This window comes from Actinoplanes sp. NPDC051346 (assembly GCF_040682215.1).
Lineage (GTDB): Bacteria > Actinomycetota > Actinomycetes > Mycobacteriales > Micromonosporaceae > Actinoplanes.
Genome location: NZ_JBFBAJ010000005.1, coordinates 71,606 through 93,140, shown reverse-complemented (window position 1 = coordinate 93,140; position 21,535 = coordinate 71,606). Strand labels below are relative to the sequence as shown.

The 21,535-nt window shown below is 70.8% G+C and carries 21 protein-coding genes, 1 tRNA gene and 1 pseudogene; 12 read left to right on the top strand and 11 right to left on the bottom strand.

The features are described from left to right. Positions 1-187 precede the first annotated feature (187 nt). The 4 genes from AB0M36_RS14570 to AB0M36_RS14555 all read right to left on the bottom strand — a co-directional run bounded on the left by AB0M36_RS14570 (position 188) and on the right by AB0M36_RS14555 (position 5,449). The gene (locus AB0M36_RS14570) at positions 188-1,417 is read right to left on the bottom strand and encodes a M48 family metallopeptidase (RefSeq protein WP_364157743.1); all 1,230 of its coding nucleotides are present in this window, start codon (positions 1,415-1,417) and stop codon (positions 188-190) included. 129 nt (positions 1,418-1,546) lie between these two features. Continuing rightward, on the bottom strand, positions 1,547-2,770 hold the full coding sequence (gene ilvA / locus AB0M36_RS14565; RefSeq protein WP_364156874.1) for a threonine ammonia-lyase: 1,224 nt from the start codon (positions 2,768-2,770) through the stop codon (positions 1,547-1,549). 133 nt (positions 2,771-2,903) lie between these two features. Then, on the bottom strand, positions 2,904-4,271 hold the full coding sequence (locus tag AB0M36_RS14560; protein ID WP_364156871.1) for an amidase family protein: 1,368 nt from the start codon (positions 4,269-4,271) through the stop codon (positions 2,904-2,906). A 26-nt stretch (positions 4,272-4,297) separates the two neighbouring features. After that, a complete protein-coding gene (locus AB0M36_RS14555) occupies positions 4,298-5,449 on the bottom strand; it encodes a cystathionine gamma-synthase (RefSeq protein ID WP_364156868.1) in 1,152 nt (383 codons plus the stop codon). Positions 5,450-5,473: 24 nt separating this feature from the next. On the opposite strand from AB0M36_RS14555, the gene AB0M36_RS14550 reads away from it, so the two are divergent. The 3 genes from AB0M36_RS14550 to AB0M36_RS14540 all read left to right on the top strand — a co-directional run bounded on the left by AB0M36_RS14550 (position 5,474) and on the right by AB0M36_RS14540 (position 7,063). Next, positions 5,474-5,887 (top strand): HIT family protein, encoded by a 414-nt coding sequence (locus tag AB0M36_RS14550; protein WP_364156866.1) that lies wholly within the window; start codon positions 5,474-5,476, stop codon positions 5,885-5,887. A 49-nt stretch (positions 5,888-5,936) separates the two neighbouring features. After that, positions 5,937-6,596 carry a peptide-methionine (S)-S-oxide reductase MsrA gene (msrA, locus tag AB0M36_RS14545; RefSeq protein WP_364156864.1) on the top strand — a complete coding sequence of 220 codons (660 nt, stop codon included), beginning with the start codon at positions 5,937-5,939 and terminating at the stop codon, positions 6,594-6,596. A 149-nt stretch (positions 6,597-6,745) separates the two neighbouring features. After that, entirely contained in the window at positions 6,746-7,063 is a 318-nt protein-coding gene (locus tag AB0M36_RS14540) for a hypothetical protein (protein WP_364156862.1), read from the top strand. A 68-nt stretch (positions 7,064-7,131) separates the two neighbouring features. Here AB0M36_RS14540 and AB0M36_RS14535 read toward each other — a convergent pair whose 3' ends face one another. Then, the gene (locus AB0M36_RS14535) at positions 7,132-7,296 is read right to left on the bottom strand and encodes a hypothetical protein (protein ID WP_364156860.1); all 165 of its coding nucleotides are present in this window, start codon (positions 7,294-7,296) and stop codon (positions 7,132-7,134) included. Between the two features lie 66 nt (positions 7,297-7,362). On the opposite strand from AB0M36_RS14535, the gene AB0M36_RS14530 reads away from it, so the two are divergent. Beyond that, positions 7,363-8,790: a CYTH and CHAD domain-containing protein gene (locus AB0M36_RS14530; protein WP_364156858.1), complete on the top strand. Its 1,428-nt coding sequence runs from the start codon at positions 7,363-7,365 to the stop codon at positions 8,788-8,790. A 37-nt stretch (positions 8,791-8,827) separates the two neighbouring features. After that, complete coding sequence (gene ppk2 / locus AB0M36_RS14525; RefSeq protein ID WP_364156855.1) at positions 8,828-9,811, top strand: polyphosphate kinase 2; 984 nt, start codon at positions 8,828-8,830, stop codon at positions 9,809-9,811. A gap of 4 nt (positions 9,812-9,815) precedes the next feature. On the opposite strand, the gene AB0M36_RS14520 is transcribed toward ppk2, so the two are convergent. Then, positions 9,816-10,040 (bottom strand): hypothetical protein, encoded by a 225-nt coding sequence (locus tag AB0M36_RS14520; protein ID WP_364156852.1) that lies wholly within the window; start codon positions 10,038-10,040, stop codon positions 9,816-9,818. Between the two features lie 266 nt (positions 10,041-10,306). Between AB0M36_RS14520 and AB0M36_RS14515 the strand changes: the two genes are divergently transcribed. Both AB0M36_RS14515 and AB0M36_RS14510 read left to right on the top strand, forming a co-directional pair. Then, positions 10,307-11,236, top strand: coding sequence for a ribonuclease Z (locus AB0M36_RS14515; protein WP_364156849.1), 930 nt, complete (start codon positions 10,307-10,309; stop codon positions 11,234-11,236). Next, positions 11,208-11,708: a GNAT family N-acetyltransferase gene (locus tag AB0M36_RS14510; protein ID WP_364156847.1), complete on the top strand. Its 501-nt coding sequence runs from the start codon at positions 11,208-11,210 to the stop codon at positions 11,706-11,708. The genes AB0M36_RS14515 and AB0M36_RS14510 overlap by 29 nt, the downstream gene beginning before the upstream one ends. Positions 11,709-12,218: 510 nt before the next feature. On the opposite strand, the gene AB0M36_RS14505 is transcribed toward AB0M36_RS14510, so the two are convergent. After that, complete coding sequence (locus tag AB0M36_RS14505; protein ID WP_364156844.1) at positions 12,219-12,533, bottom strand: hypothetical protein; 315 nt, start codon at positions 12,531-12,533, stop codon at positions 12,219-12,221. A 198-nt stretch (positions 12,534-12,731) separates the two neighbouring features. Between AB0M36_RS14505 and AB0M36_RS14500 the strand changes: the two genes are divergently transcribed. Continuing rightward, complete coding sequence (locus tag AB0M36_RS14500; RefSeq protein WP_364156842.1) at positions 12,732-13,676, top strand: trypsin-like peptidase domain-containing protein; 945 nt, start codon at positions 12,732-12,734, stop codon at positions 13,674-13,676. Between the two features lie 209 nt (positions 13,677-13,885). Here AB0M36_RS14500 and AB0M36_RS14495 read toward each other — a convergent pair whose 3' ends face one another. Both AB0M36_RS14495 and AB0M36_RS14490 read right to left on the bottom strand, forming a co-directional pair. Then, positions 13,886-15,244, bottom strand: a complete 1,359-nt coding sequence (locus AB0M36_RS14495) for a cystathionine beta-synthase (RefSeq protein ID WP_364156839.1) — start codon at positions 15,242-15,244, stop codon at positions 13,886-13,888. Positions 15,245-15,297: 53 nt separating this feature from the next. Further along, positions 15,298-15,654 (bottom strand): YkvA family protein, encoded by a 357-nt coding sequence (locus AB0M36_RS14490; RefSeq protein ID WP_364156836.1) that lies wholly within the window; start codon positions 15,652-15,654, stop codon positions 15,298-15,300. 180 nt (positions 15,655-15,834) lie between these two features. Between AB0M36_RS14490 and AB0M36_RS14485 the strand changes: the two are divergent. The 3 genes and pseudogenes from AB0M36_RS14485 to AB0M36_RS14475 all read left to right on the top strand — a co-directional run. Continuing rightward, positions 15,835-16,815, top strand: a pseudogene (locus AB0M36_RS14485) (SGNH/GDSL hydrolase family protein); the annotation flags it as partial. Positions 16,816-17,570: 755 nt separating this feature from the next. Continuing rightward, positions 17,571-18,377, top strand: coding sequence for an SGNH/GDSL hydrolase family protein (locus tag AB0M36_RS14480; protein ID WP_364156833.1), 807 nt, complete (start codon positions 17,571-17,573; stop codon positions 18,375-18,377). Between the two features lie 80 nt (positions 18,378-18,457). Then, positions 18,458-19,702, top strand: coding sequence for an acetyl-CoA C-acetyltransferase (locus AB0M36_RS14475; protein ID WP_364156830.1), 1,245 nt, complete (start codon positions 18,458-18,460; stop codon positions 19,700-19,702). Between the two features lie 137 nt (positions 19,703-19,839). Here the strand turns inward: AB0M36_RS14475 and AB0M36_RS14470 are convergent, their stop codons facing one another. Next, positions 19,840-20,145 carry a hypothetical protein gene (locus tag AB0M36_RS14470; protein ID WP_364156827.1) on the bottom strand — a complete coding sequence of 102 codons (306 nt, stop codon included), beginning with the start codon at positions 20,143-20,145 and terminating at the stop codon, positions 19,840-19,842. Between the two features lie 223 nt (positions 20,146-20,368). Continuing rightward, positions 20,369-21,193 carry a Bax inhibitor-1/YccA family protein gene (locus AB0M36_RS14465; RefSeq protein WP_364156824.1) on the bottom strand — a complete coding sequence of 275 codons (825 nt, stop codon included), beginning with the start codon at positions 21,191-21,193 and terminating at the stop codon, positions 20,369-20,371. A 221-nt stretch (positions 21,194-21,414) separates the two neighbouring features. Between AB0M36_RS14465 and AB0M36_RS14460 the strand changes: the two genes are divergently transcribed. Next, positions 21,415-21,497: transfer RNA gene (locus AB0M36_RS14460), tRNA-Leu, on the top strand. Positions 21,498-21,535 lie beyond the last annotated feature (38 nt).

The window sequence follows — 21,535 nt, the reverse complement described above, 5'->3', positions numbered from 1 at the left end:
ACGCCACCAGGACAAGGGGGACGTTCGCCGTCCGTGAAACAAGAGCGGACGCCCACTGCCACCAGGACAGAAGCAGACGCCGACTTCAGGACAAAGGCGGACGCCCATCGCCGGCAAGACAGAGACAGCCGCCCACTCCCGGTGGGACAAGGGCGGACGTCCAATGCCCTCGGGGTGGGGTGGGTGGTTAGGCGTGGGCCAGGTCGCGGCGGACGTGCTCCATCGGTTCGACGATCTCCTCGTCGATGCGGGCCGATTGCGACTCGGTCAGCGTCACCTCCGCCGCGCGTGCGGGGCGTTGCTCGAGCATGGCGACTCGAAGGCCCGTAGGCGGGTGCGATGCGAAGAGCGAGACCTCCTCGCGGCGGCTCAGTTGGCGCAGCAGCGGCATCGACGCCGCCAGGTTCGTTCTCACCGTGTCGGCCGCTTCGCGCCAGGCGGGGCCCGCTCGGCGGGCTCGGGCTTCTCGGCGGATGACCGTGTCCAGCGCGTCGGTGACGAGCAGCAGGTCGAGCATGCGTACCGCCGCGCGGGTGCCGGCTGCCCGGGAGGCCAGGTCGTCGGCCAGATATTCGGCCCGTTGCCGGTCGCGCTGACCGGTCCAGACCACGATCAGGTGCAGGGCCACGACGAGGCGGAAGACCACCCACTGGAAGATGCCTACGAGCATTTCCACGGGACCCGGCCGCCAGGCCGAGCCCGGCCGGGTCAGGACCGCCAGCTGGTCCAACGTCGTGAGCGCTACGCCTTCGAGTGGGAGTCGGCGGACGTCGCCGTTGACGAAGTGGCCGAGTTCGTGGCCGATCAGCGCGACCCTTTCCTGGGGGTCGAGAGCCGCCCACAGTGGTATGCCCAGGACCAGTGCCCGGCGCCTTCGTATTCCTACCGCGGTTGTGTAAGCGCCCGTGGAACGGTCGACTGCGACGATGTGGGGCATCGGTGCTTCGATCGCCGCCGCTACTCGGGCGATCAAGGCGTGGAGTTCCGGTGCCTGCTCCGCGGTCAGCGGGTGGGCCTCGTCGTCGAGCGTGTGGAACCTTGGGCGCAGCGCCACGGCGATGGCCAGGAGTGTCACGCCCGGAAGGATTGTCAGGCGCGGGAAGTCGTAGGCGATCAGCCAGATTCCGGCGGCGGCCGTTGCCACCACGAAGAGCAGCATCATTACAGCGATCGCCGTGATCGCGGCGCGGGTGGTGGTGAACGTCCGGCGTGCGAGGGGGCCGTCCGCCAGCGTGCGGAACTGGCTTTCCGTCAAGCGCCAGGCGATCCGGTGGGTGGCCCGGTCCGCCCAGCGCCAGCCGATCTCGGGGTGGCGCCGGGACGGCTCGAAGGCGGCCAGGTTCCATTCGCATCGGGCGCACCACGGTTCGGCGCCGCGGGTGGTCGACACGGCGGTGGCGCAGCGGGGGCAGCTCATGGTCACGGGCCGGAATCTTGCCGTATCGCGTCCCGCTCCCGCATCCCCGACAAATGCCGAGACGACCGACCAAAGGTGCGAATTTGACGAGCAACCAACAAACCGGGCCCCGGACAGCCCGGGTACGGACTAGGGAGTTCCGGACAGCAGAGTGATCGCGTACCCGGAATTGCGCAGCGCGCCGATGAGCGTCGCCGAATGGTCCGGGCCTCGGGTTTCCACCGACAGCTGCACCTCCACCTGCCCGAAGCTCAGCCTCGGGTTGTGCCGGGAGTGCAGCACGTCGACGATGTTCGCGCGATGCTCCGCGATCTCAGTCAGCAACCGTGCGAGCTCCCCCGGCTGGTCCCCCGTCTGCACCGACAGGCGCAGGAAGCGGCCCGCGGACGCCAGGCCGTGCTCGATCACGCGCATCAGGAGCATCGGGTCGATGTTGCCGCCGGAGAGGATCGCGACGACCGGCGGTTTCAGGTCGATCTTGCCGGTCAGCAGGGCCGCCACGGCCGCGCCGCCGGCCGGTTCGACCACCATCTTGTGGCGTTCGAGCATGACGAGCAGCGCCGCGGAGAGGTCTTCGTCGGTGACCGTGACGATGTCGTCGACCAGGCTGTTCACGTGGGCGAAGGTGAGGTTTCCCGGGCGCATGACCGCGATGCCGTCCGCGATCGTGGCCAACGAGGTCAGCGTCACCGGCGCTCCGGCCGCCAGCGACGGTGGGTAGGCCGCCGCGCCGGTCGCCTGGACGCCGACGACCTGCACGTCCGGCTTCATGGCCTTGACCGCCACCGCGATGCCCGAGATGAGGCCGCCGCCTCCTACCGCCGTGACGATGGTGCCGACGTCGGGGCACTGGTCGAGGATCTCCAGACCTACCGTGCCCTGGCCGGCGATGACGTCCGGGTGGTCGAAGGGGTGGATGAGGACCGCGCCGGTCTCCTCGGCGAAGGCGTGGGCGGCGCGCAGGGCATCGTCGACGGTGGTGCCGGCGTACTCGATCGCGGCGCCGTATCCCTTCGTCGCCGCGACCTTGGGCAGCGGGGCGTTCTGTGGCATGAAGACCGTCGACTTGGCGCCCAGCAGACCCGCCGCCAGCGCCACACCCTGAGCGTGGTTGCCGGCGCTCGCGGCGACCACGCCGCACGCGCGCTCGGCGTCCGTCAGGCGCGCTATGCGCGTGTACGCCCCGCGCACCTTGTAGGAGCCGGCCCGCTGCTGGTTCTCGCACTTGAGCCAGGTGGGAACGCCCAGCGCCGCGGTCAGGGGTGTCGAGTGCTCGAGCGGGGTGGTCTTGACGACCCCGGTGAGCAACGCCCGCGCGGCTTCGACGTCGGCGAGCGAAAGCAGGTCACTCATGCCAGTGATCGTGCCACCCGGTCCCCGGAACTGTCCCCTCGGTGGCGCGCGCCGGGGGTGCGATTCCGCCGCCCGAGGCCGCGAGCAGCGCGCACCGCGAGCGACCGAGGACGGACAGCAACCGAACCGCGGTCTACACGAAGGCGTGCCGCGGCCACGGGTTGGCGACCTCGAGCAGACCGGCGATCGACAGCAGCAGCAACTCCGAATCCGGCGGCCCGACGAACTGCACGCCCACCGGCAGCCCGTCCGGTCTCATGCCGACCGGCACCACGATCGCGGGTAGCCCGGCGATGTTCCACGGCGCGGCGTACGGCGCGTACCGAAGGTTGTCCACGATGTTGCGTCGCCACCGGCCGCTCGCGTGACCGCCGGCCGGCGGCGGCGCCGACGCCAGGGCCGGCGTCAGCAGCACGTCGATGCGACGTTCGGAGAAGAACGCGATGCTCTGGTCGCGCCAGGCATCGCGCTGTTCCTGCCGCACCCAGCCGCGTTTGGTGGCCAGCGCGCCGAGCCGGATGTGCCGCCGGGTGCGCCGTTGCAGCACCGCCGGGTCGATGCCCGCGAACTCCGCTTCCTGGTATGCCGCCGCGAACCAGGTGAGCAGTCCCGCGATGCCGAGCGTCGTGGAATACCCCGGTTCGGCGGTGACGGTGTCGTGGCCGGCCTGGACGAGGAGCTTCGCCGCGGTTGCCACGGCCTCCCGGTTCGGCTCGTCGGGGCGTACACCCTGGACCGGGGAGCGCAAGGCGACGCCGACCCGCAGCTTTTCCGGTGGGGTGAGCTTGGCCGGGGTACGCCCCGCGAGCACGTGGAAGCCGAGCGCGGCGTCGCCGACCGTGGTGGCGAGGACGCCGTGCTCGACCAGCCCCATCCAGCCGTCGCGGCCCAGGTCACGCGGGATGATGTCGCGGCCCGGCTTGAGGCCGACGAGGCCGCAGCAGGCCGCCGGGATGCGGAGTGAGCCGAGGCCGTCGTTGCCGTGCGCGATCGGCACCAGTCCGGCGGCGACGGCCGCGGCCGAGCCACCGGACGATCCGCCCGCCGTACGGTCGAGCGACCAGGGGTTGCGGGTGGCGCCGTCCGGCCCGTCGGTGGTGGCCCACAGCCCCATCTCGGGCATGCGGGTGACGCCCACGACGACCGCGCCGGCGCCGCGCAGCCGGCGGACCACCTCGTGGTCCTCCTCGGCGACCGGCGTCCGCGCGGCCTCGGAGCCGTGCCAGGTCGGCAGGCCCGCGACGGGGGTGTTCTCCTTGACCGCCACGGGTACGCCGGCGAGCGGCAGGTTGGCCAGGTCTTCCTGCTCGTCGACCTGCTCCGCCTCGACGATCGCCTCACCGCCGCGCACGACGCGGAACGCGGTGAGCGCCGGTTCGGAGATCGCGATCTGCTCGAGGTGGTCGGCGACGACCTGGGTAGCGGTCGTGTCGCCGCGGCGCACCGCACGAGAGATCTGCTTCGCCGTGGCACCCACCCATGTGGTCGCCAGGTTGTCCATGGCCCTTCTCCGCTTGTCGGTGGAAATCAGCCGAGCGCCTGCTCCAGATCGGCGAGCAGATCGTCAACGGTTTCGATGCCGACAGACAGTCGCACGAGATCGGCGGGTACTTCAAGCGGGGAGCCCGCCGCGCTGAGGTGTGTCATCTGTCCCGGGTGCTCGATGAGCGACTCGACGCCGCCGAGCGACTCGGCGAGCACGAACAGTTTTGTCCGGTTACAGATATCGATGGCCTGGTCCGCGCCGCCCTTGGCACGGAAGGAGATCATGCCGCCGAACCGCGACATCTGCTTGGCGGCGGTCTCGTGTCCGGGATGCGACTCCACGCCCGGGTAGAGGATCTGCGCGACCTTGTTGTGCGTCTGAAGGAACGCGACGATCCGCTCGGCGTTGTCGCAGTGCCGATCCATCCGTACGCCCAGGGTCTTGATCCCCCGCAGCGTCAGCCACGCGTCGAACGGCCCGTTGACCGCTCCCATGGCGTTCTGGTGGAACGCGAGCTGCTCGCCCAACTCCTCGTCGGCCGTGATCAGCGCGCCGCCGACCACGTCGGAGTGCCCGCCCAGGTACTTGGTCGTGGAGTGGATCACCACGTCGGCGCCGAGGGCGATGGGCTGCTGCAGGTACGGCGACGCGAACGTGTTGTCGACGGCCAGCATCGCGTCGTACTCGTGGGCCATCCCGGCCAGCGCGGCGATGTCGGCGATGTTCAGCAGCGGGTTGGTGGGCGTCTCCACCCAGATCATCCGGGTGTGGCCGGGGCGGAACGCCGCCCGGACCGCGTCCAGGTCGTGCAGCGGGGCCGCGGTCCAGTCGAGGCCCCAGTTCTCGGCGACCTTGCTGAAGAGCCGGAAGGTGCCACCGTACGCGTCGTCCGGGATCACCACGTGGTCGCCGGGACGGCACACCGTACGCAGCAGGGTGTCCTCCGCGGCCAGCCCGCTGGCGAACGCCAGGCCGCGCCGGCCGCCCTCGATCGCGGCGAGGCACTCCTGCAGGGCGTCGCGAGTCGGGTTGCCCGAGCGGCTGTATTCGTATCCCAGCCGGGGCGCACCGACGGCGTCCTGGGCGTACGTGCTGGTCTGATAGATCGGCGGCACCACGGCGCCCGTGCGCGGATCGGGGTCCTGCCCCGCGTGGATGGCCAGTGTGTCGAAGCCGTACTCGTTACCCGTCATGAGGGGCAAGGCTAGTCTGCGCCCATGGCCGACTGCCTCTTCTGCGCGATCGTGGCGGGCACGGTTCCCGCGTTCAAGGTCGTGGATTCTCCGGGCGGCGTCGGCTTCCTCGACATCCGGCCCGTTTTCAAGGGTCATGTGCTCGTGGTGCCACGCCCGCACGTACCCGAACTGTCCGCGCTCGGGGGCGACCTCCTGCCCGGCTTCTTCGCCCTCGTGCAGCGGGTTTCCGCCGCGGTTCCCGAGGCGACGGGCGCGCGGGGAACGTTCGTCGCGATGAACAACATCGTGTCCCAATCAGTGCCGCATCTGCATGCACACGTCGTACCCCGGACAAAGGGTGACGGACTTCGCGGCTTCTTCTGGCCCCGGCACAAATACGCCTCCGACGAGGAGGCGGCCTCCTACGCTTCCCGGATAGCCGGCGTCCTCGGGTAAGGATCTTCGGTCGGACGGCGTTGCAAACAGGCGGATGAAGGGAGACACCGTGTTCCTGCGACACAAGAAGCTCGAGCTGCCCACCCCCGACCAGGCCCTGCCGGGCCGCCTGATCGAGATGCCGGTGGCCGACACTCACACGGTGCTCGGTACGCCGATGAAGGGTCCGTGGCCGGCCGGCTTCGAGACCGCCGTGTTCGGCATGGGCTGCTTCTGGGGCGCCGAGCGCATCTTCTGGCGCCTGCCGGGCGTGCATTCGACATCGGTCGGGTACGCGGGCGGTACCACCAGGAACCCGACCTACGAGGAGACCTGCTCGGGCGCGACCGGGCACGCCGAGGTCGTCCAGGTCGTCTACGACCCGTCGAAGATCAGCTACGAGGACCTGCTGAAGGCCTTCTGGGAGAACCACGACCCGACCCAGGGCATGCGGCAGGGCAACGACGTGGGCACCCAGTACCGCTCGGCGATCTACACGACGACGCCGGAGCAGGCCCGAATCGCGCGGGAATCGCTGGAGGCCTTCCAGCCGGTGGTGACGGCGGCGGGCCACGGCGCGATCACGACCGAGATCGAACCGCTGGGCACCTACTACTACGCCGAGGACTACCACCAGCAGTATTTGTCCGACAGCAAGAACCCGGGCGGCTACTGCACACACGGCCCGAACGGAATGACCTGCCCGGTCGGCGTGGCCAAGTCCGCCTGAGGATTAGCTGAGCTGGGAACTTACGGCCGTCGTCCGAGTTTGGGGCGGCGGCCGTAACCCGTGCGGGTGGAAAAGATCGACAGCTGCCGAAGGCGTCTCACACACTGAATGGACCGACAAATCAGGAGGTAGCTCTCGGGAGGTGTCTCATGTTCAACAACGATGAGGAACGCGCCGCCTGCGTTCTCGCCGAATCTCTCATTGAGAAGGCGCGGGCCATGATGCGGCAGGCCGAGAGCGCCCTGGAGACGTGGCGGATCGGTAAGGAGATGAACAGGCTGCGGTGTGCGCGGCGCGGTATCAGCGAGTCCGATGCGGAGATCCGGTGGTCCGAGACGGCGAACGCGAAGAACGCGCTGACCGACAACAGCTTCCACGTGTCGCTGGCGACCATGTATTACGGCGCCGCCGCGGCGCACTACTCGCGGGCGCATTACCTGCGCAGCCGCGGCGAGGCCCGGGTCTGAGGGGTTGACCTGGAGAACCCGGCGCCCGCACGGGGGGACGGGCGCCGAGCCCTCCAGGAGTCTGATTCCTACTTCGTCGGCGGCGGGTCGGCCGGTGCCGTCGAGGACGGAGGCGGCGCGGCGGAATCCGTGCCGAGGTCGCCCGGAGCGGCCAGCGCCAGCCCGAGGACGGCGCCGGCGCCGATGAGGCCGAGCCCGGTGAGGGAGACCCCGCGTCGTTCCGGTTCGTTCACGTCGCAAAGCGTGCACCATGCTCCTGTGAGGTCGCTGTGTCGCCTTACATCCGCCAAACTTGACCGATGCAGACCGTGACGGAGTCCGAACGCAAGTACGACGTACCCACCGGCTTCGCTCTTCCCACCCTCACCGGCGCGGGCGGCGTGAGCGGCAGCGGCGAGCCCGAGATCCACGAGCTCGACGCCACGTACTTCGACACCGAGGACCTCCGGCTAGCGCGCAACAAACACACCCTGCGGCGGCGCACCGGCGGCACGGACGCCGGGTGGCATCTCAAGACGCCCGGCAAGGGCTCCAGCCGCACCGAGCACCAGCTTCCCCTCACCGACGGCGACGACGTCCCGGCCGAGCTGGTCGCCGAGGTGCGCACCATCGTGCGGACCCGTCCGCTGCGGCCCGTGGCCACGCTGCGGACGCGGCGGGTGGAGACGCCGCTGCGCGACGCCGACGGCCGTACGCTCGCTTTGATCGCGCAGGACGACGTCGACGCCGAGACGGACAGCGGTCAGCAACGCTGGCGGGAGCTTGAGGTCGAGCTGGTCGACGGCGGACCCGAGGTGCTCGAGGCCGTCGAGGGGCTGCTGCGCGCGGCCGGTGCCACGCCCGCCGCCGGGCCGTCCAAGCTGGCCCGCGCGCTCGGCGACCGGCTCCGGCCGCCGACGACCGGCAAGACCCCCAAGACCGGACCCGTCCTCGGGTACGCCCGAGAGCAGCGCGACGCCATCGAGGCCCACGACCCGGCGGTCCGGGCCGGCGACGCCGACGGCGTGCACAAGATGCGGGTGGCGACCCGGCGCTTGCGCAGCACGCTGAAGACCTTCAAGGACTCCTTCGACCCGGCGCGCGCGGAGCACCTCAAGGACGAGCTCAAATGGCTGGCGGACCGCCTCGGCGACGTCCGCGACGGCCAGGTCCTCTCCCACAAGCTCACCGCCGCGGCCGACGCCTTCCCCGAGGTGGCCGCCCACCTCCGCGAGAAACTGGAGGCCGACGTCGCGCGCGGGCGGCAGGCGCTGGTCGAGGCCCTGGACAGCGACCGCTACCTGGCCCTTCTCGACGCGATGGACGCCCTGATCGACGAGGCGGACCCGGACGAAGGGAGCGCAACCCGCCGTGCCCGCAAGGTGCTGCGCCGGGCCGACGCGCTGCTCGACACGGCCGTCGGCGACGGCGTCGACGCGGAGCTGCACGAGGCGCGCAAGAAATACAAGCAGGCACGGTACGCCGTCGAGGTCCTCGCCCCCACCGCCGGCAGACCGGGCAAGAAGCTCGTGTCGGCCCTCACGTCGTTGCAGGACGTGCTCGGCGCGCACCAGGACTCCGTCGTGGCCCGCGAGCTGCTTCGAGATGTGGCGCGGACGGCGCCGGATGCTTTCGCCTACGGCGTCCTCTACGCCCGCCAGGAGCGCGTCGGCGAGGAGACGTTCCACGAGCTGCCCGCCGTGATCAAGAGCTCGAGGAAGGGCGGAGTTCGGGGCTGGCTCGGCTGAGTGGGGCGCGGAGTGTGGGAGGTGCTCCGCGCGGGGTATGAAGCTATTTATGCAGGTGGAGGAACAGCAGCCCCAGGACGACCAGCAGCCCCAGGACGACGTCAAGACCGCACCCTATGAGGGGCCGGTCAGCGAGCTGGGCGGATATCGGGTCGCCGACGACGATGACGACGACCCGGTGCTGCTCACGGCCGACGGCAGCCCGGTGGACACGTGGCGGGAGGACTACCCGTACGACTGCCGACTCGCCCGCCCGGACTACGACCACGACAAGCGCCTGCTCCAGATCGAGCTGCTCAAGCTCCAGAACTGGTGCAAGGCCACCGGCGAGCGCCTGGTGATCCTCTTCGAGGGCCGCGACGCCGCCGGCAAGGGCGGGACGATCAAGCGCTTCATGGAACACCTGAACCCGCGCGGCGCGTCCGTGGTGGCGTTGGAGAAGCCGAACGAGCGCGAGAGCACCCAGTGGTACCTCCAGCGCTACATCAAGTACCTGCCGGCCGCCGGCGAGATCGTGCTCTTCGACCGCTCCTGGTACAACCGGGCCGGCGTCGAGCGGGTCATGGGTTTCTGCACCCGCGCCGAGTACCTCGAGTTCATGCGCCAGGCCCCCGACCTGGAGCGGATGCTGGTACGTTCCGGCATCAACCTGGTCAAGTTCTGGTTCTCCGTCTCGAAGGGCGAGCAGCGCACCCGCTTCGCGATCCGGCAGGTCGATCCCGTACGCCAGTGGAAGCTCTCGAAGATGGACCTCGAGTCGCTGGACAAGTGGGACGAGTACACCGAGGCGAAGGAGGCGATGTTCTTCTACACGGACACCGCCGACGCCCCGTGGACCGTCGTGAAGAGCAACGACAAGAAGCGCGCCCGCCTCGAGGCGATGCGGCACGTCCTGCACCGTTTCCAGTACGACGACAAGGACCCGGACGTGGTCGGCGCCCCCGACCCGAAGATCGTCGGCCCGGCCTCCCTGGCGGTCGAGGGCACCGAGCTCTCCCCCCGGGTATTCCCCCGGCTCTGATCGATCAGCGCTTCGTGGGCTCCCAGAGGTGCTCCTGCACGAATCCGGCGCCGAACGGTTCGAAGCGCACCGTTCCATGTGCGGTCTCCAGGTAGCCGGGGACATGGACGTCCCGCAATCGTGCGCCGTCAAGATCGCCCCACAACTCGCTCAGGTTGCCCATGCCCATCCTCGATTCCTCGTCTCCCTCGACAGCGGCGACGGATAAAGCGTTGTCGGGTCGCCCCACGGGTCGCTACCGTGGCCGTACACGTGAAGGGAGGTGGTCCGAAGTTGTATAGCAACGGGACTCGTGAGGTGGCTGTCCGCTAGCCGCTGTCCTCGACAGCTTCGTAGAAATTTCTTGTAGGACGTCGAGACCGTGTGGCAGCGGTGCGGCGAATTTCCGACAGCCACCCGACCCCCGGGGATCCGGCCTAGTCCGACCGGACCACGCACCACGGTGCGTGGAAAGTCCCCGGGGGTCGCTTCATTTCCACGCGAAGGGGGGCACCGATGCGCGAGCTGACCGTCCTGGGCACGGCGAGCCAGGTGCCCACGCGTCACCGCAATCACAATGGATATCTGCTGCGCTGGGACGACGAGGTCATCCTCTTCGACCCGGGCGAGGGCACCCAGCGGCAGATGCTCATGGCCGGGCTGGCCGTCACGCCGCTGCGACGCGTCTGCATCACCCACTTTCACGGCGACCATTCGCTGGGCCTGCCGGGAATCATCCAGCGGATCTCGCTCGACAAGGTGCCGCACCCGGTGCACGTGCACTTTCCCGCCGGCGGCCACGCCTACTTTGAGCGGCTGCGGCACGCGACCAGCTTCTACGACGTCGCTCAGCTCGTCGAGGAACCGGTCGGCGACGGATACCGGGCGGAGACCTCCGCGGGTTCGCTCACGGCGCTGCCACTGCGGCATTCGATCGAGACGTACGGGTATCGCCTCGCCGAGCCGGACGGCCGCCGCATGATCCCCTCGTTGCTCGCCGCCCACGGCATCACCGGGCCCGCGATCGGCGAGCTGCAACGCACCGGCCGCTCGGGCCGGGTCTCCCTGGACGACGTGAGCACGCCACGGCCGGGCCAGCGGTTCGCCTTCGTCATGGACACCGGCATGTGCGACAACGTCTTCGCCCTCGCCGAGGGCGCCGACCTGCTCGTCATCGAGTCGACGTTTCTCGCGGAGGACGCCGCGATGGCCGCGCAGGTCGGCCACCTGACCGCGGGCCAGGCCGCGTCGGTGGCCCGGCAGTCGGGGGTACGCACGCTGCTGCTCACCCACTTCTCCCAACGGTACGCGGACAGCACGCGCTTCCTCGACGAAGCCCGAGCGGAGTTCGACGGCGACATCGTGCTCGCCGAGGACCTGATGCGGGTGCCGGTGCCGCCGCGGCTAGGGTCACCCCATGAGCGTGCTGCTACGGCCCGCGGCTGAGGCGGACTGCGCCGGCATCGGCGAGCTGCACCACCGCTCGCGGGCCTCGGCCTATGCCCACCTGCTCTCCCCCGCCGCGCTCACCTTCGGCAGCCCCGCGGCTATGGGCGAGTGGTGGGCGGAGCGCTGGAAGTGGGAACGCGACACCCACCGCCTCACCGTCGCCACGGTCGACGACGAGCTCGCCGGATTCTCCTACCTGGGTCCGAGCACCGACGACGGCGTCGCCGAGCTGTCGGCGATCCACGCCGCGCCGGAGTTCGTCGGCACCGGCGTCGGCAAGGCACTGATGCGCGATGCGCTGCCCGCGCTGGCCCGCATCGCCGACCGGGCCGTGCTGTGGGTGCTCGAGGGCAACGACCGGGCCCGGCTCTTCTATGAACGCGGGGGCTGGACGGCCGACGGCGCCACCCGCACCGAGCCGCTGGGCGTCGACACCGTCCGCATGCTGCGCTACTCCCGGACCGTGTGAGGCACGCGGCCACCCGGACGTTTGAGCTGCGCTTTCGCGGACCCGGCCAACTGCGCGGGCGGCGCTAGCCGCGTTCGCGCGGGCGGCGCTAGCCGCGTTCGCGCGGGCGGCGCGAGCCGCGTTCGCGCGGGCGGCGCGAGCCGCGTTCGCGCGGGCGGCGCGAGCCGCGTTCGCGCGGGCGGCGTCTTGGCGGGTCAGATGAGACTTCACTGATCGGTGCGACCTCGCTGATCGCGGGCTATGCGAGGTGGAGGGAGGGCGGGAGCGCGTGACCGAGTGAATGCGGGGGAACCTGTGGTCACGCACTCCCGCCTACCGCGCCCGCCCCTACCGGGTTGTGCGCCTGGCCGGAGGCGCCGACCGGCGGAGGCGTGCCGGTCGATCGGCGGGGCGGGTCCGGGGTGCGGGACACCGCGTGCTGGCGGGGCTACGGCGGTGTCACCGCGGTGAGGCGTCGGGAGAGCGGTCTGTCGGGGGGACGGTCACGCCTCCGGTCGACGCCTGGTGAGGTCAGTCGAAACGGCCTCGGTTCAGGTCGTCGGTCTTGCGGATCTCACGGCGGACCCGGTTGTCGTCGAACACACCGGGGACGTCCCGCAGGCTGTTGAGGTCGTGGCGCATGGTCCACGCCTCCCGCCACGGACGCCGGGAAGCGGCATCGGCGCGCTCGGCGATGCGCCGGGGCGCGCATGGCCATCGCCATCCGCACCAGACGCAGTTGCCGTCGTGGCCGGCCTCGGCGTGACGTCCGAGCATCCGCTGGGCGTCCTGCCAGAGCAACGGGTCCACGATGCCGGCCTGTGCGGCCTGGTCGACGATGACCATGTTCTACGAACCTCCATCCGGATGCGTAGCTCTGTCGTACCCCATACAACCCCGGCGGCCGAGCCGTCGATCGGACTGAGTGTGCGACCTTCGCGACTATCCGTGACGGCCGATCTCTCCGGGCCTTTCGGCGGGCTGTTCGCCGTGGGCGGACGCGGGATGGACATCGATGCCGTCCCCGGCGATGTTGCCAGTGCCATGGATACCGAACACACGGATGTCGAAGGCCAGGCACTCGATGCCTACAGCCGTGTCGTGACCGGCGTCGCCGCCGCGCTCCTGCCGTCCGTCGCCGCCCTCGGCGTCCGTACGCCCCGGGGTGTTGGCGCCGGCTCCGCGGTGACCTTCACCGACGACGGATTCCTGATCACCAACGCGCACGTGGTCGCCGGCGCCACGGGCGGCACCGCCACGTTCGCCGACGGCACCGAGACCCGGTTCGACGTGACCGGCGCGGACCCGCTCTCCGACCTCGCCATCGTCCGCGTGCACCACCCCGGCGCCCCGGCGGCACCGCTCGGCGACGCCGACCGCCTGCGCATCGGCCAGCTGGTCGTCGCGGTCGGCAACCCGATGGGCCTCGCCGGTTCCGTCACGGCCGGCGTCGTCTCCGGCCTCGGCCGCTCACTGCCGGCCCGCGACCGCCGCCGGGCCCGCGTCATCGACGACGTCATCCAGACCGACGCGGCCCTCAACCCGGGAAACTCGGGCGGCGCCCTCGCCGACGCCACCGGCACCGTCGTCGGCGTCAACACGGCCGTGGCGGGCTACGGCCTCGGCCTCGCCGTCCCCATCAACACAACCACCCGCCACATCCTCGGCGACCTGGTCACCTCCGGCCGCGTCCGCCGCGCCTGGCTCGGCGTGGCGGGCATGCCGGTCCCCCTGCCCCCACCCCTCGCCGACCGCCTGGGCCAGAAACTCGGCCTCCGCGTCGTCGAAGTGGTCCCCACCAGCCCGGCCGGCCTCGCCGGCATCTACCTCGGCGACATCCTGCTCACCGCCGGCGGCCAACAGGTCCAGACAGTCCAAGCCCTGCAACGCCTGATGCTCGGCCCGGCGATCGGCAAGACCCTCCCCATCACGGTCCTCCGCAAAAACGCCCTGGTAGACGTCATCACGATCCCCACAGAACTCGACTGAACCCGGGGTCTGCAGAGCGCGACCACCCACCGACCTGAACGGAGCCGGGGTTTCGGGGCGCAACCACTTACGCAGGTCGCCGGGGTGGGTCGAGCGTTCTGGGCGCCCCGCGCCCTGCTCGGCCCACCCCGGCCCTCGGCGGGAGCAGCGGTCTGTACCCACCACCCCGCTACGACATCCAGATCTTGACCTTGATCTGGCTTTGACTCTCAGCTCAGGTGCGCCAAAAGATCCTGGCGGGTGAGGACGCCCGCCGGCTTGCCGTCGATCAGGACCATCGCCGCGTCGGCCTTCTCGAGCAGGGCGACCGCCTCGCTGACCGGCTGGCCGCCGCCGATCATCGGGAGCGATTCGCCGAGGTGGCGCTCGATCGTGTCGTGCAGGTGGGCCTGGCCCGTGAAGAGCGCGTCCAGCAGCGCCTTCTCCGAGATCGAGCCGGCGACCTCGCCGGTCACGACCGGCGGTTCCGCCTTGAGCACCGGGAGCTGGCTGACGCCGTACTCGCGCATGTAGTCGATGGCGTCGCGGACGGTCTCGGTCGGGTGGACGTGGACCAGCGGCGGCATCGTCCCGCCCTTGGCCTCGAGGGCCGTGGCCACGGTCGGTGCGCCGTCGCCGGTGGACAGGAAGCCGTAGCGGGCCATCCAGTTGTCGTTGAAGATCTTGGAGAGGTAGCCACGGCCGCCGTCGGGGAGCAGGACCACGACGACGTCGTCCGGGCCGGCCTTGCGGGCGACCTCGAGAGCGGCGACCACGGCCATGCCGCAGCTGCCGCCGACCAGCAGTCCCTCCTCGCGGGCGAGGCGGCGGGTCATGTCGAACGAGTCCGAGTCGGAGACCTCGATGATCTCGTCGCAGACGTCACGGTCGTACGTGGTCGGCCAGAAGTCCTCGCCGACGCCCTCGACCAGGTAGGGCCGACCGGTGCCGCCGGAGTAGACGGAACCCTCGGGGTCGGCGCCGATGACCTTGACGTCGCCCTGTTCCTTCAGGTAGCGGCCGACGCCGCTGATCGTTCCGCCGGTGCCGACGCCCGCCACGAAGTGGGTGATCTTGCCTTCGGTCTGCTTCCAGAGCTCCGGCCCGGTCTCCTCGTAGTGGGAGCGCGGGTTGGCCGGGTTGCTGTACTGGTTGGGCTTCCAGGCGCCCGGGATGTCACGGGCGAGCTTGTCGGAGACGTTGTAGTAGGAGCGCGGGTCCTCGGGGGCCACGGCGGTCGGGCAGACCACGACCTCCGCACCGTACGCCCGCATCACGTTCTGCTTGTCCTCGCTGACCTTGTCCGGGACGACGAAGATGCACCGGTAGCCGCGCAGCTGGGCGACGAGGGCGAGTCCGACGCCGGTGTTTCCGCTGGTCGGCTCGACGATGGTGCCGCCCTCTTTGAGGATGCCCGCCTTCTCGGCGTCCTCCACCATGCGCAGCGCGATCCGGTCCTTGACCGAGCCGCCCGGGTTGAAGTACTCCACCTTGGCGAGGACGGTCGCGGAGATGCCCTCGGTGACGCTACGCAGCCGGACGAGGGGGGTGTCCCCGATGATCTCGACGACGTTGTCGTAGTACCGCACGTCTATGTGCCCTTCTCGGTGCTGACCTGTGACTGATCAGATCAGCCTACGGCTCAGGGAACGATCTTCCCGAGCAGGACCGAATCACGTTCCTTCTCCCACTGGAGGAACCGCTCGGTCTCGCTGAGCACGGCGCCGGCGATCCAGGCGATCATCGCGGCGTCGTCGACGAGCCCGAAGATCCAGAGGACCAGTTCCGGGGCGAGGTCGATCGGCGAGACCACATACAGGGTGGCGGCGGTCATCATCGCCATCCGCATGCCGCCGTCGTACTCCCCGCGCGCGGTCGCCTTCATCATCCGGGGCAGCGCCGCCACGCGCTTTCCCATCGAGGGTCCGCCGCGCGCGCCCGCCATCAGCGCCTTTCCGAGTGCGGTAAACGCGGCGGTCCGTCTCAGCGCCTTGGCCATGGTCGTCCCCTTTCGCTGGTTCCAGCATGACGTCCATCCGCCAGTTGTGCCCGCTCGGCGCGGGGTTCAGACGTCTGTCGCACAGTCGCGTTAGCCTCGAATACCCCACCCATCGCCTTCAGGCCGGTCTCGATCGACGGTCGATGGGCCATCCCCACCCGGGCGAGAGCGAGGGAGAGCATGCGACGACAGGTCCGCAGTCTGACAGCGGAGGAACGCCGGCTGATCAAGATCGCCGGCCAGGTCGCGGGCGGAATCACCGGAGCCGCGGCAGGGATCAGCCTCCTCTCGGCAGGTGTGCTGCTGCGCCAGGCGGCCGACGCCCGCCGGGTCATCCCGATGGCCGAGGCGCCGCCACCACGCGGCGACGGGCTCTACGGCCCCAAGTTCCCGGGCCGGCCCCTGAGCATGGTGATCCTGGGCGACTCGTCGGCCGCCGGATACGGGGTGCACCGCCCCCGCGAGACGCCCGGCGCCCTGCTGGCCACGGGCGTCTCCCGCCGACTGCACCGCCCGGTCCGGCTGCACCGCGTGGCCGTGGTCGGCGCCACCTCCGCCGGCCTGCCCTACCAGGTCGACGCGGCGCTGGAATACGACCCCGAGGTCGCGGTGATCATCATCGGGGGCAACGACATCACCCATGTGTCGGCCCGGACGGCGGCCGTGCGCCACCTCAGCGACGCCGTCCGGCGCCTGCGCGCGGCCGGCTGCAAGGTCGTCGTGGGTACGTGTCCCGACGTCGGCGCCATCCAGCCGATCAAGCCGCCGCTACGCTGGCTCGCCACGACCTGGAGTCGGCAGCTCGCGGCCCTGCAGACGGTCGCGGTGGTCGAGGCGGGCGGCCGCACGGTCTCGCTCTGCGACCTGCTCGGCCCGGCGTTCGTGGCCGATCCGGTACGGATGTTCGGCTCGGACCGCTTCCACCCCTCGGTCGAGGGATACGCCCGCGCGGCAGCGGTGATCATGCCGACGCTGATGGCGGTGCTGGGCGAGGACGATCACACTCCGGCCACCGGCCCGGACGGGGTCCGCAGCCTGCCACAGGCCGCCCACGAGGCGGTACGTGCCGCGGGCACCGAGGTCAGCGCGGCGAGGGTGGACGGCCACGAGCGCGGGCCGGCGGGGCGGTGGGCGCAGTTGCGTCGGCATCCCTGGTTCGGGGAGCCGCGGAGTTGGCTTGGGCATCGGGCGATGGCGTTCCTGCCGTCTGGTGGGGTGGGCGCGGGGTCCAGCCTGCCGTCGGGCGGCGGGGAGGCCGACCGGGAGCCAGCTGAGGGCGGTGGGTCCGCGGCGGGCGATTCGACGGCTGGTGACGCTTCAGCCTCGGCCGACGGTCCAACCTCGGCCGACGCTCCGACGGCGGCGGGCGGTCCGACGGCGGCGGGCGGTCCGGCAGCGGCGGGCGGTCCGGCAGCGGCGGGCGGTCCGGCAGCGGCGGGTGACGAAGCGGCCGTGGACGAAGTGGCCGGCGATTCGGATGGCGGCGGCCCGATCGGCGGTTCGGGCGGTGGGGGCGGCTCGCTCGGCCGGCCGCGCGACGGTGGTGGCCCGGCCGGCGGGCCGGGCAGCGGCGGCGGCGCGACCGATGGTGGCGGGTCGGCCGGGGGATTTTCGTTCCGTAGCGGCTCGATCGGGGGGTTCTCGCTCGGCGGCGGCACGCTGGGCGGGCTTTCGTTCGGCGGCGGCTCGGCGGGCCGATTCCTGCTCGGCGGGAGCGCGCTCGGCGGGCTTTCGAGCAGCGGGGCGGTCGCCGGGGTCAAGCGGGCGCGAGCGCACGTGGCAAGCCGGATGAGTGCTCGCGTTGCCCGTGGGTCGGGCCGGACGGCCGATAGCGCCGTAGGCTGGACACCGGAGGATCATCAAGCGACCGTCGACTGACGGCTGCGGCAGGACTCAGCACGCCGCAAGGAGGCGACATGACGGGCCTGACGGGACGATTCGGCAGGGCAGCGGCCACGACGCTGTTCGCCTCGGCCGTGGGTGGTGTCGCGCTGCTCGCGGGTGAGGCCATAGCCGCCAAGAGCCGCCGTTATGCGAAGCCGACCATGGGGCTGGCGCTGCGTACGTCGATGGGCCCGTCCGCCGCTCCGGCGCTGCGGCTCGTGCTGCTCGGCGACTCGGCCGCCATCGGCGTCGGCGTGGAGTGGCTTTCGGAGACGGTGGGCGGCCAGCTTGCCCGGCTGTTGGCCGACGGCACGCCGGAGACCGGGAAGCGGCACGTGCTGCTGTCCAGCGTCGGCGTGGCCGGCTCGCGCTCCACCGATCTGGCCACCCAGGTGGCTCGCGCGCTGCTCGGGGACCGTCCGGACGTGGCGGTGGTGCTGATCGGCGCCCACGACACGACCGCGCTGCGCGGTGCCGAGGACTCGGCCCGGCACCTGGGCGACGCCGTGCGCCGGTTGCGCGGCGCCGGTGTGCAGGTGGTCGTCGGCACCTGCCCGGACCTGGGCGCCGTGCGCTCGATCGCCCAGCCACTGCGGCAGGTGACCGCATGGCTGGGACGCCGCATGAGCCGCGCGCAGGCGACGGCGGTGACCGAGGCCGGCGGCGTGGTCGTGGACCTCGCCGACGAGACCGGAGCGGTGTTTCGGGCGGATGCGGGAACGCTCTGCTACGACGGCTTCCACCCTTCGGCTGACGGCTACCGGGTGTGGGCTCACGCGCTCTATCCCGCGGTGTTCGACGCCGCCCAAGCGGCCGGGCGGCGCTCCATCCAGGAGTAGGAGCCCCTCCATAGATCGGACATTTAGGTGTGACGAAGTGGCGCTTCCGCGATAAGTTACCGGCGCGTTAACGTGGGGTCATGCCGGAAGCTGTCATCGTCGCCACCGCTCGCTCCCCCATCGGCCGCGCCGTCAAGGGTTCGCTGAAGGATCTGCGTCCCGACGATCTCGCCGCCACCATCGTCGACGCCGCGCTCGCCAAGGTGCCGCAGCTCGACCGGACGCTCATCGAGGACCTTTACCTCGGCTGCGGGCTGCCCGGTGGCGAGCAGGGCTTCAACATGGCCCGCGTGGTCGCCACGCTGCTCGGCCTCGACGGGCTTCCGGGCGCGACCCTCACCCGTTACTGCGCCAGCTCGCTGCAGACCACCCGGATGGCGTTCCACGCGATCAAGGCCGGAGAGGGCGACATCTTCGTCTCCGCCGGCGTCGAGACCGTGTCGCGCTACGCCCGCGGCAACTCCGACAGCCTGCCGCCGGAGGCTCAGGCGCTCGTCGGCGGCGGCTGGGAAAACCCCAAGTTCGCCGACGCCCGGGTACGCACCACCGACGCCGCCAAGAACGGGGGCGTCTGGCGCGACCCCCGCGAGGACGGCCAGCTCCCCGACATCTACCTCGGCATGGGTTACACGGCGGAAAACCTCGCCCAGGCGTACGACGTCAGCCGCGAGGACATGGACGAGTTCGGCGTCCGCAGCCAGAACCTCGCCGAGAAGGCCATCGCCAACGGGTTCTGGCAGCGGGAGATCACCCCGGTGACGACCCCGGACGGCACGGTGGTCTCCACCGACGACGGCCCGCGGCCGGGCGTGACCATGGAGGGCGTGGCCGGACTCAAGCCGGTCTTCCGCCCCGACGGCCGCATCACCGCCGGCAACTGCTGCCCGCTCAACGACGGCGCGGCGGCTGTAGTGATCATGAGTGACACCAAGGCGCGCGAGCTGGGCATCACCCCGCTGGCCCGGATCGTGTCCACCGGCGTCACCGCCCTCTCCCCCGAGATCATGGGGCTGGGCCCGGTCGAGGCCTCCCGCCAGGCGCTCGCGCGGGCCGGCATGACCATCGACGACATCGACCTGGTGGAGATCAACGAGGCCTTCGCGGCCCAGGTGATCCCGTCCTACCGGGAGCTGAACATCCCGCTGGAGAAGCTCAACGTCAACGGTGGCGCGATCGCCGTCGGCCACCCGTTCGGCATGACCGGCGCCCGGATCACCGGCACCCTGCTGAACTCCCTGGAGTTCCACGACAAGTCCATCGGCCTGGAGACGATGTGCGTCGGCGGCGGCCAGGGCATGGCGATGGTGCTCGAGCGCCTGAGCTGACACCGCAACAAATCTTCCGCCGGGTTCGGCTGCCGCACTGGGCGCCGGGCCCGGCGGATCTCATTGTGAGCCGCCAGCACACACGGCCCAAGCCCATCCGAGCGCACGACGGCGAACGCGCCGATGGCCCGGGCCGTTCAGAGCGCTTTGCGGACGGCGAGGACCTCGGCGGCGGCCTGGGCCAGGGGTGCGGTCGGTGCCGCGAGCAGGTCGTCGGTCATGACCCGGAGCTGGTCCGGCAGCGTCGTGTCGGCCTCGCGGGGCACCTCGCGGCGCGGCCGCCCTTCCGCCTCGGCGCCCAGGTCGGCGAGTCGCTGGACCAGTCCGTAGACGAGGTCGCCCCGGGTGCCGGTGCCCGCGCTCGCGGCCCATCGGCCGCCCTCCCAGTGACCTACCCGGGCGAGGAGGCGCTGGGTCGCGACCCGGAGTTCTTCGGCGCTCACGTTCAAGACCCTATCCACAACGAAACGCCCGGCCACGCGCGAGGCGGGCCGGGCGTTCGAGTCCGTCCGGATTCGGATCCGGTCAGAGAGCGGTCCGGTCAGAGAGCGGTTCCGGTCAGAGAGCGGTTCCGGTCAGGGACCGGGCCGCCGGAGAGCGATCCGATCAGGTGGCGGGCCGGGGTCGACGATCGCCGCCCCCCGGACCGCCGGTGGTTGCCTTCGGTCAGTCGTCGCCCTGCAGGAAGCTCAGCAGGCGCAGGACCTCCAGGTAAAGCCAGATCAGGCTCACCAGGATGCCGAACGCGGCGTTCCACGAGTAGCGCTGCGGGAGGCCCATCCGGACCCCCTCCTCGACCTCGTTGAAGCTGAGGATGAAGCTCAGCGACGCCACGACGATGCAGACCAGGCTGAAGATGATGCCGAGCGGGCCGTTGTCGCGCAGGCCTGTGCTGACGTCGAAGAGCGACAGCACGAGGTTGATCATCATGACGGCGAAGAGGCCGGCCATGACCGCGATCATGCCGCGGACGAACTTCGGCGTCGCGCGGATTACCCGGGCCCGGTAGAGCGCCGCCATCAGGAAGAAGACGCCGAAGGTGGCGACCACCGCCTGGAGGACGATGCCCTGGTAGCCCATGATGTTCTGGAAGAACTTGCTGACGAGGCCCACGAACGCGCCCTCGACCACCGCGTAGGTGATCACCAGGGCGGGGTTTGCCATCCGGCTGAACGAGATGACCAGGCCGAGCACCAGGCCGACGACGGCCGCGCCGATCCAGGCCGGGCCCATCAGGCTGGCGGGGATCAGGTTCCAAGCCGCGACGGCGGAGACGCCGGTGATGCCGAGCAGCATGACCGTCTTGACGACGACGTCGTCGACCGTCATGGGCTGCACGGCCGGCGGCGAGGCGGGGTAGCCCGTGGCCGTCGGGTACGGCTGACCGTAACCCGGCTGACCGGCGGGCGGTCCGTACGGTCCGTATCCGGCCGCGCGCTCCCGCTCAGCCGCCTGGCCGAGGCGCGAAAGCACCGGGTTTGAAGTCTTCACTGTGTCCAGTCTCCCTTTGAGGTTGGGGCACGTAGGGGTCGTGCCCTCCAAGAATAGGCGCTCGACCAGCAAGAGGCCGACCCGCGAGGCTGTGAACGAGCTGAAAACCCTGGATGTGCGGGGTATCACCGTCGGAGCGGGGCCCCGGCGATGCCCGATTTCGGACCGAACCGGCGTCGTGCCCGGTAGGCGCACCCGATACGGTGAGGACCAGCTTCCCGGCCCGGGTGGTGGAACGGCAGACACGGCCGCCTTAAAAGCGGCTGCCCTCAGGGGCGTGCGGGTTCGAGACCCGCCCCGGGCACCCACGCTTCGACCACTCGCAGCCGCCAGCCCCGCCGC

Excerpts from the sequence above, each read along its gene's own strand:
- AB0M36_RS14570 (WP_364157743.1), bottom strand. The coding sequence starts at position 1,417 with ATGAGCTGCCCCCGCTGCGCCACCGCCGTGTCGACCACCCGCGGCGCC.
- ilvA (WP_364156874.1), bottom strand. The coding sequence starts at position 2,770 with ATGAGTGACCTGCTTTCGCTCGCCGACGTCGAAGCCGCGCGGGCGTTG.
- AB0M36_RS14560 (WP_364156871.1), bottom strand. The coding sequence starts at position 4,271 with ATGGACAACCTGGCGACCACATGGGTGGGTGCCACGGCGAAGCAGATC.
- AB0M36_RS14555 (WP_364156868.1), bottom strand. The coding sequence starts at position 5,449 with ATGACGGGTAACGAGTACGGCTTCGACACACTGGCCATCCACGCGGGG.
- AB0M36_RS14550 (WP_364156866.1), top strand. The coding sequence starts at position 5,474 with ATGGCCGACTGCCTCTTCTGCGCGATCGTGGCGGGCACGGTTCCCGCG.
- AB0M36_RS14540 (WP_364156862.1), top strand. The coding sequence starts at position 6,746 with ATGTTCAACAACGATGAGGAACGCGCCGCCTGCGTTCTCGCCGAATCT.
- AB0M36_RS14530 (WP_364156858.1), top strand. The coding sequence starts at position 7,363 with ATGCAGACCGTGACGGAGTCCGAACGCAAGTACGACGTACCCACCGGC.
- ppk2 (WP_364156855.1), top strand. The coding sequence starts at position 8,828 with ATGAAGCTATTTATGCAGGTGGAGGAACAGCAGCCCCAGGACGACCAG.
- AB0M36_RS14515 (WP_364156849.1), top strand. The coding sequence starts at position 10,307 with ATGCGCGAGCTGACCGTCCTGGGCACGGCGAGCCAGGTGCCCACGCGT.
- AB0M36_RS14510 (WP_364156847.1), top strand. The coding sequence starts at position 11,208 with ATGAGCGTGCTGCTACGGCCCGCGGCTGAGGCGGACTGCGCCGGCATC.
- AB0M36_RS14505 (WP_364156844.1), bottom strand. The coding sequence starts at position 12,533 with ATGGTCATCGTCGACCAGGCCGCACAGGCCGGCATCGTGGACCCGTTG.
- AB0M36_RS14500 (WP_364156842.1), top strand. The coding sequence starts at position 12,732 with ATGGATACCGAACACACGGATGTCGAAGGCCAGGCACTCGATGCCTAC.
- AB0M36_RS14490 (WP_364156836.1), bottom strand. The coding sequence starts at position 15,654 with ATGGCCAAGGCGCTGAGACGGACCGCCGCGTTTACCGCACTCGGAAAG.
- AB0M36_RS14480 (WP_364156833.1), top strand. The coding sequence starts at position 17,571 with ATGACGGGCCTGACGGGACGATTCGGCAGGGCAGCGGCCACGACGCTG.
- AB0M36_RS14475 (WP_364156830.1), top strand. The coding sequence starts at position 18,458 with ATGCCGGAAGCTGTCATCGTCGCCACCGCTCGCTCCCCCATCGGCCGC.